This is a genomic window from Rhizobium sp. CF122 (genome assembly GCF_000282035.1).
Lineage (GTDB): Bacteria > Pseudomonadota > Alphaproteobacteria > Rhizobiales > Rhizobiaceae > Rhizobium.
Map to the genome: position 1 here is coordinate 154,638 of NZ_AKKA01000095.1, position 6,643 is coordinate 161,280.

Below are 6,643 nucleotides of genomic sequence, written 5' to 3' on the forward strand. Positions count from 1 at the left end.
CGGGCTGCACATGGTGCGTGTTTACTCCAAATCCCGACGCGCCATTCGAGCAACACAAGGCCGTACCTACCAGGACCGCGGCACCTCGTCCTCCTGATCCGCCGACGCCAAGGCCCGTTGAAAACCGCCTTTACCCACCTCTAATTGATCCACGCCACGCGAGCTCCGCTTTGAACCTGAGCGAAAGATTTTCACTGCCAGCGCTGTCGGTTGGCGTCTCGGAAAGCCATTCCACGGCAGTCTTGGCAACTTCCTTCACGGGTTGGGCAAACGTCGTGAGGTCGTACGAAAGCCATGAAGCCTGCTCGATATCGTCGAAACCGGCGACACATAGCTGTTGCGGGATGGAAATGAAGAACTGGTGGCGGGCCGCATCCATAAAGCCACACGCCAGAAGGTCGGTAGCACAGAAGACGGCGTCTGGACGCTCAGCGCGCGTCAACATCCTTTGCGCGAGCACCTGTCCGGCAGCGTAGCCGGTCCAGCCGTGACGCTCGACCATGACATCAAGCCCGAGTGCCCTGGCCGCAGCGACAAAGCCGTGTTCTCGCGCCATGAGGCTCGGTGTTCCGGCCTCGGAGTTCGCAAAGGCGAGCTTGCGACACCCCGCACGGACAAAAGCGGTCACGGCACGCCCTGCGGCCTCGTAATCATCCAGATTGATCTTGAGGGGACCGGGCTGGTCGTCGTCGCGGTTGATGAGGACCAGGCGTTGACCGCAGCGCAGGCAAAGCTGCGCGATCGATTTGTCGGGAAGCCCGGAGAGGATAATCGAGGCATCGGCGCGGTATCGAATAGCTTGGCGCAGCGCCCGATCGACGCTACCGTTCGTAAGGTCGGTGTTGATGAGCATTGCTACCTTGCCGGCGTTCTGCAACTGCAGCGTCAGTTCCCGCAGCAGAACGGACCGGTGTGGGGTCGCGACATCGGAAACGATAAGGCAGACGATCCCACTTTCCCTGCGCATCAACCCGCGTGCAAGCTCGTTGACGTGATATCCGAGCACTTCGGCGGCCTCCATCACACGTCTGCGTGTTTCAGCCGACACGCTGGCGCCGGGCGTGAAAGTGCGCGAGACTGCCGAGCGCGAAACGCCCGCCCTTTCGGCCACTTCCTGCGCACGGACGTAAGCTTTGCTACCCAACGGCCCCTCCCATATCAGCGACTGTGCACAAACTTGCAATCGCGTGCAAGTGTCAGCGAATGAATGATTTGGGTATCTCGGCGCCAAAGCTATTGACAGCCACGTTTGCCTCATGCAGCATTTGCACGCGCTTGCAAGAGCGAGCGGCGTGGAGGCGCCGATATTTCTCAGGAGGAAACAATGCGTACGGTAAAAATTGCCGCGGCAGTACTTGTCGCGAGTGTGTCTTTTGTTGCCTATTCGGCGCATGCTGCCGGTGATCTCAATCTGATCTGCTCGGCCGATGTCGTCATCTGCGAAATGATGAAGGACCGATTCGAGAAAGAGACCGACATCAAGGTGAACATGGTTCGCCTGTCTTCCGGCGAAACTTACGCCAAGGTTCGCGCCGAGGCGCGCAACCCGAAGACTGACATTTGGTGGGCCGGCACGGGCGATCCGCATCTGCAGGCGGCAAGCGAAGGCCTGACGCAGGAATACAAGTCGCCGATGCTCGACCAGCTCCAGGACTGGGCGAAGAAGCAGGCCGAAAGCGCCAATTACCGTACGGTCGGCGTCTATGCCGGTGCGCTCGGCTGGGGCTACAACACCGACCTTCTGACGAAGAAGGGGCTGAAGGAGCCGAAGTGCTGGGCCGATCTGCTCGATGCGTCCTACAAGGGCGAGATCCAGATCGCCAACCCGAATTCGTCTGGTACGGCCTATACCACCCTGGCGACGCTCGTCCAGATCATGGGTGAGGACAAGGCTTTCGATTACCTCGGTAAGCTGAACGCCAACATCTCGCAATACACCAAATCTGGCTCCGCGCCGGTCAAGGCAGCCGCGCGCGGCGAGGCGACGATCGGCATCGTCTTCATGCATGACGCAGTCGCCCAGACGGTCGAAGGCTTCCCGGTCAAGTCCGTCGCGCCTTGCGAAGGTACCGGCTACGAGATCGGCTCGATGTCGATCATCAAGGGCGCCAAGAACCTCGAAAACGCCAAGAAGTGGTACGACTGGGCGCTGTCTGCCGATGTGCAATCGCACATGAAAGATGCCAAGTCCTTCCAGCTACCATCCAACAAGTCTGCAGAAGTTCCGAAGGAGTCGCCGAAGTTCGAGGACATCAAGCTGATCGACTACGATTTCAAGGCCTACGGCGATCCGGATAAGCGCAAGGCGCTACTCTCACGCTGGGACAAGGAAATTGGCGCGAAGGCCAACTGATCTGATCCACAATGACAATGGCCGGCGGCTCCCGGTTGCCGGCCAAAATGCATGATACTGTACCCAAGCGGGAGCGACCGATGAAGAACCACAACCGCAGACTGGAGATCGCTCTCGTCTTTGCCGTTGTCGCCCTGATGCTGCTCCCGTGGTATCGGATCGAAGGCGGCTTCTTCGGCCTTGGCTGGCTGTCTGATTTCCCGGGTGACCCCTCCACGGCGCCCGGCATCGTGCAGATCGTCTCACATGGCCGATGGTGGCTCGCGATCGCTGTCCTCTTTGTTCTGCTTGGCGGCATCGCGCGCTTCCTTCCCGATCATCACCGGCGCGGATCGCTGCTTGCCTGGGCGGGCGGCCTCGGCCTTCTGTTTCTGGCACTTCAGGGATTGGCGATCGGCTTTACCGGCTGGAGCTGGACGATCAGTGAAACGCTATTCGGCGCTCTGCCGGACGGCCAACCTTCGATGGGCGCGGGTGCTGTTGTCGTCGGCCTCGTCTTCGTGCTCTTCTTTTCCTTCGGGCTTGCCGAGCGCGGCGTGATGAAAGGCGATGCCTTTGTCGTCAGCGCCATCGCCATGCTGATTTTCCTCGTCACCGTCTTCGTCTTCTACCCGATCGGCAGCATGTTCGTCGGCGCCTTCCAGGATTTCGACGGGTCCTTCAATCCCAACGGCTTCCTGGGGAATATTCAGGATTCTTCGGTCTGGAGCCTGCGATGTGTGGTGGGCGGCGAGCGTTGCGGCGTCGCTTGGCGGACGCTTTGGCTGGCGATCATGACGGCCGCCAGCTCAACGACGCTCGGCCTCTGCTTTGCCCTTGTTGCGACACGCACCCGCTTCCCTTTCAAGAAGGGGCTGCGGCTGCTTACCATCCTGCCGATCATTACTCCGCCCTTCGTCGTCGGGCTTGCTCTTACGCTGCTCTTTGGCCGCTCCGGCGTCGCCACGCAGTTCGTCTCTTTCCTGCTCGGTGTCGAGCCCGGCCGCTGGCTCTACGGCCTGACCGGCATCTGGATTGCCCAGGTGCTCTCGTTCACGCCGATCTCCTTCCTCGTGCTGATTGGTGTCGTTGAGGGCGTCAGCCCGTCGATGGAAGAGGCCTCGCAGACGCTGCGCGCCGATCGCTGGCGCACCTTCTGGCGCGTCTCCCTGCCGCTGATGAAACCCGGGCTCGCCAACGCCTTCCTGATCGGTTTCATCGAGAGTATGGCGGATTTTGGCAATCCGCTGGTACTCGGTGGTAGCCACGGTGTGTTGTCGACGGAAATCTTCTTTGCTGTCGTCGGCTCGCAGAATGATCCGTCGCGCGCGGCAGTGCTCGCCATGATCCTGCTCTGCTTCACGCTCTCGGCGTTCCTGGCACAGCGTTTCTGGCTTTCCGGTAAAAATTTCGCGACGGTTACTGGTAAGGGCGACTCTGGCCAGCATATCGCGCTGCCGCGCGGGCTTTCGATTGCTGTCCATGCGATCGTCATTCCCTGGATGATCTTCACCATCGTCGTCTATGCGATGATCCTGTGCGGCGGTTTCGTACGCACTTGGGGTCTCGATAACTCGCTGACATTCGAACACTACATCCGTGCTTTCTCGGTCGGGTTCCGCGATGACGGCGGCCTGGCCTGGACGGGGGTCGCCTGGAACTCGTTCTGGACGACGATGGAGATCGCCCTGATCTCCGCCCCACTCACGGCCGCTGTCGGCTTACTCACCGCCTACCTCATCGTCCGGCAGAAGTTCGCCGGGCGTAATCTATTCGAGTTCGCGCTGATGATGAGCTTCGCGATTCCCGGCACGGTCATCGGCATCAGTTACATCATGGCCTTCAACCTGCCGCCGCTCGAAATGACCGGCACCGCGCTGATCCTCGTCGCCTGCTTCGTCTTCCGCAACATGCCGGTCGGCGTGCGTGGCGGTGTGGCGGCGATGAGCCAGCTCGACAAGAGCCTCGACGAGGCCTCGCTGACGCTGCGCGCCGACAGCTTCCGGACGATCCGCAAAGTCATCCTGCCGCTCTTGCGTCCGGCAATCACGGCGGCCCTCGTCTATTCCTTCGTGCGTGCCATCACCTCGATCAGCGCCGTCGTCTTCCTCGTCAGCGCCGAGTACAACATGGCAACATCCTACATCGTCGGCCTCGTCGAGAACGGCGAATACGGCGTCGCCATCGCCTATTCCTCGACACTGATCATCGTCATGGTCGCCGTTATTGCGAGCTTCCAGCGTCTTGTCGGGGAACGGCGGCTGCGGCGTGAAAATCGCGTCGCGCTCGCAGCACCGACGGCGACCGCTTCAGCACCTCTCGGTCAGGAGAAAACCGCATGAGCACCAACAAACCTGGTTCCGTCGTCTTTAAGAATGTGCGCAAGAGCTTTGGTGCCTTCACAGCGATCCCGGATCTTTCCTTGACGATCGAGCCCGGTACATTGGTTACCCTGCTTGGCCCCTCGGGTTGCGGCAAGACGACAACACTGCGCATGCTGGCAGGTCTCGAGCATCCATCCGCGGGGAAAATCCTGATCGGCGGCAAGGACGTGACCATGCTGCCCGCGAACGAGCGCGACGTCTCGATGGTCTTCCAGTCCTATGCTCTCTTCCCGCATATGACGGCACTCGACAACGTCGCCTACGGCCTTGAATCCTCCGGCCTGAAGCGCAAGGAAGCCCGCGAAAGGGCTGAAGAAGGCTTGCAGCTCGTCGGCCTTGCCGGAATGGGGCAGCGCCTGCCCGCCGAACTCTCGGGCGGCCAGCAGCAGCGTGTCGCGGTTGCCCGCGCACTGGTGCTCGAGCCGCAGGTGCTGTTGCTCGACGAACCTCTGTCGAACCTCGACGCACGCCTTCGCCGCCGCGTCAGGACCGAGATCCGAGAGTTGCAGCAACGACTTGGCTTCACCGCCGTCTACGTCACCCACGATCAGGACGAGGCACTCGCCGTCTCCGACCAGATCATCGTCATGAAGGACGGCGAGATCGCCCAGAAGGGCGCGCCGCGCGACCTTTACGACCAGCCAGCATCGGCCTTCATCGCCGACTTCATGGGCGAGGCGAATGTCGTGCCTTGCGATATTGTCGGTATCGACGGCGACCATGCGACGATCAACGTCGAGGGCCTGCTGCATCGGGTCGCCAGCCGCAACATGCGTCCGGGTCCGGCGCAGCTTGCAGTTCGTCCGAACGCCATCACGCTGGCGCCGAAGAATGGCGGCGCTTTCAGCGGACAGATCACCCACGCCGCCTACCTCGGCGATCACGTGGAATATGAAGTCAGAACCAATAACGGCACTCTGTTTGTCGTCGATCCTGCGATGGAGAGGGCTTTCCAGCCTTTGACAGAGGTGGAAATCGGCTTCAAGGATCGCGGGATTGCCATCATCGGCGGCTGAGCGCCGCATTTCATCAAGGGAAGATTTTTATGACGTCGCATGTCGTACCAGGGCTCGAGGCGCGCTTTGCACTTGCCGAGGCGGTGGCCCGCGAGGCAGGAGCGGTGGCGCTCGATTACTTCAAGCGCCGCGAGACACTGGTTATCGAAACCAAACGGGACCCGCAGGATGTGGTCTCGATCGCCGACCGGGATGTCGAAAACCTGATCCGCGCTCGGTTCAACGAAGCATTTCCCGCCGATGGCGTGCTTGGCGAGGAGTATGGCCTTGAAGAAGGCACATCGGGGTTCACCTGGGTCGTCGATCCGATCGACGGCACCAGTCCGTTCGTCAACGGCATGCCGAACTGGTGCGTCTCCATCGGCCTGCTGCATGACGGCGTGCCTGTCGTCGGTGTCATCTCCGCGCCGTGCCATGACGAGCTTTATGCTGCGGCATTCGGCAAGGGAGCAACGCTGAATGGCAAGAAGCTTTCCCTGGACGCGTCGCGGACCATCAGAAACGCCGTTACAGGCATCGGTGCCAATAACCACGTCACGCCGGCGCTCGTCGCTGGGATAGTCGAAAGCCTCCTGGAGGCCGGCGGCAATTTCATCCGCAATGGATCGGGCGCCCTGATGCTCGCCTATGTCGCAGCCGGCCGTCTCGTCGGCTACTACGAGCCATACATGCACGCATGGGATTGCATGGCCGGATACTGCCTCGTGAGGGAAGCGGGCGGCTGGTACCATCCTTTCCCAACGGTCGGGGAACAGCTGACAAAAGGCGCGCCGGTGCTTGCCGCCGCGCCAGGTGCGATCGACGACCTGCGCAAGCTCGCTGGCGTGTGATGCCGTTGACGGACCGGGCCGGCATCGGCGGCTGAGCGCTGCCGTCTATGCCTTTGCCTCTAGAGCGGATCATTGCTTATC

The 6,643-nt window shown here is 61.2% G+C and carries 5 protein-coding genes; 4 read left to right on the plus strand and 1 reads right to left on the minus strand.

Annotated elements, in window-relative coordinates:
* Positions 1-130 precede the first annotated feature (130 nt).
* Positions 131-1,144 carry a LacI family DNA-binding transcriptional regulator gene (locus PMI09_RS24670; protein WP_007800844.1) on the minus strand — a complete coding sequence of 338 codons (1,014 nt, stop codon included), beginning with the start codon at positions 1,142-1,144 and terminating at the stop codon, positions 131-133.
* 180 nt (positions 1,145-1,324) lie between these two features.
* On the opposite strand from PMI09_RS24670, the gene PMI09_RS24675 reads away from it, so the two are divergent.
* From PMI09_RS24675 to PMI09_RS24690, 4 genes are all read left to right on the plus strand, one after another.
* The gene (locus PMI09_RS24675) at positions 1,325-2,353 is read left to right on the plus strand and encodes an ABC transporter substrate-binding protein (RefSeq protein ID WP_007800846.1); all 1,029 of its coding nucleotides are present in this window, start codon (positions 1,325-1,327) and stop codon (positions 2,351-2,353) included.
* An 80-nt stretch (positions 2,354-2,433) separates the two neighbouring features.
* Positions 2,434-4,674 (plus strand): ABC transporter permease, encoded by a 2,241-nt coding sequence (locus PMI09_RS24680; protein WP_007800848.1) that lies wholly within the window; start codon positions 2,434-2,436, stop codon positions 4,672-4,674.
* A complete protein-coding gene (locus PMI09_RS24685) occupies positions 4,671-5,732 on the plus strand; it encodes an ABC transporter ATP-binding protein (RefSeq protein ID WP_007800850.1) in 1,062 nt (353 codons plus the stop codon). The genes PMI09_RS24680 and PMI09_RS24685 overlap by 4 nt, the downstream gene beginning before the upstream one ends.
* Positions 5,733-5,761: 29 nt before the next feature.
* The gene (locus tag PMI09_RS24690; RefSeq protein ID WP_007800852.1) at positions 5,762-6,562 is read left to right on the plus strand and encodes an inositol monophosphatase family protein; all 801 of its coding nucleotides are present in this window, start codon (positions 5,762-5,764) and stop codon (positions 6,560-6,562) included.
* Positions 6,563-6,643: the final 81 nt, after the last annotated feature.

Coding starts and splice junctions, on each gene's coding strand:
- PMI09_RS24675 (WP_007800846.1), top strand. CDS start 1,325: ATGCGTACGGTAAAAATTGCCGCGGCAGTACTTGTCGCGAGTGTGTCT.
- PMI09_RS24680 (WP_007800848.1), top strand. CDS start 2,434: ATGAAGAACCACAACCGCAGACTGGAGATCGCTCTCGTCTTTGCCGTT.
- PMI09_RS24685 (WP_007800850.1), top strand. CDS start 4,671: ATGAGCACCAACAAACCTGGTTCCGTCGTCTTTAAGAATGTGCGCAAG.
- PMI09_RS24690 (WP_007800852.1), top strand. CDS start 5,762: ATGACGTCGCATGTCGTACCAGGGCTCGAGGCGCGCTTTGCACTTGCC.